1 protein-coding gene is annotated in these 1,439 nt (G+C 48.7%); it reads right to left on the bottom strand.

Annotated features, from left to right (window positions below):
* Positions 1–1,266 (bottom strand): transposase (locus ACFO3S_RS27875; protein ID WP_378103039.1); only part of this gene is annotated, 1,266 nt, incomplete at its 3' end.
* Positions 1,267–1,439: the final 173 nt, after the last annotated feature.

Consider the following 1,439-nt stretch of genomic DNA (forward strand, 5'->3'; position numbering starts at 1 on the left):
TGGCGTCAGCAGTTGCTCAGACATCCATCGCGTTTGTTCTTTGAGCTCTTCCACCACTTCGGTCTGCGGTATTCCCCGTTCTCTGAAATGATGGAGATGACCAAATAAAAACGCATAAAACAAATTCATGGCCATAATCTGAAAACCAAGTATTGCTTCAATGGCGGTCAGATGATGCACGTAAGCGTGATCCATGTGCCAGTATGTCTTCAGGTCGTGAAACCCCATGTTTTCAATGTCCCATCTTGCCGCTGCTATTCGAGATATCGTATCCGTACCGGCAGCACCTTTATCGATTGTGGTCCCTACCCATCGTTCCAATATTTCAGTTTGTTTATGTTTAATGCCGCCAACAATCACGTTTCGCTCTGTCATACGTATCATCCGAATCATCCGAAAAGGGACACGTAGTTGCTCCCAACTGGTAAAGTCCTCCTCATCCCATGCCTGCACCAACACCTGGTTACCGCTTGAGTCCTTTTCCAGCCAAGCTACATCCGGCGATCTCGATTCAAACAGCCCTCTTGCATCCTTCATGATTCGTCGTCGTTCTTCCTTCATGCGTACCACGACGTGTTGGTGATGATCCAAAGCCTCGTGAATCAACGGGGCCTGCGCATACAAAGCGTCGAGCGTCAGCACATCCGCTAGAACGCCGTGTCGCTCTGCACTTTGGTGAATGAGTCGCATGGCCGCAGCAACTTCGCCTTCCGCTTTATCCGACCCGTCCTTCTTTTTTAGAAGCTCAGCTCCATAAACAATTCGCGGGTCTCCTCCGACCTTCTGCAGAAACACCGCCCGGTGAAAATACTCGGTTTCCCCAGTCGACAGTTTCCTCGTTAAACATTCGTTGCAGCAGCGGCTTTTACTTGCAAACAGCTCCACTCCGTCGATTGCAGCCGTCCGCCAACCGTTGATGGCACCTTTCCATGGTCCCTTGTTATGTTTGAATTTAGCGATAAACAACTCGTGGTTAGCTCGGTGGCTCTCTAAGTCCCACTTCATTAACGCTTGCCTTGCCGCATCATGTGACGGCATCTTTTCCTTAGCCGGTACAAGCTGTCGGAACCGGCCTTTCTTCACATTCCGGTCCAACTCCTCCATGCTGCGCAAGCGAAACAGAAAGAAGAAGAGCATAACCACGAAAATCGTTGAAGAGCTGATATTTGGGTTACGTCTTCCGTCTTTTGCCTGCTTGACCATTGTTCTAAGTTGGTATATTTTGGAGGAGTGAGAGACTAGTTCTCTTGCCCACTGTCTGGTCACAGTGGCCTCACCTCCTATGGTTGGTTGCCATTAGGAGGTTTCTCTATTTAAGCCGTTTCCTCCTCCAAAATTGCCAGTAAAATTTGGATTTTCTTTATTTTCGACAATACCCTCGCAACCTTACTCCCACATGGCTTTAACGATTCATTTTTGATTCAGGTGCGTGGAGCCTG

Source organism: Cohnella hongkongensis (genome assembly GCF_042654645.1).
GTDB lineage: Bacteria > Bacillota > Bacilli > Paenibacillales > Paenibacillaceae > Cohnella > Cohnella hongkongensis.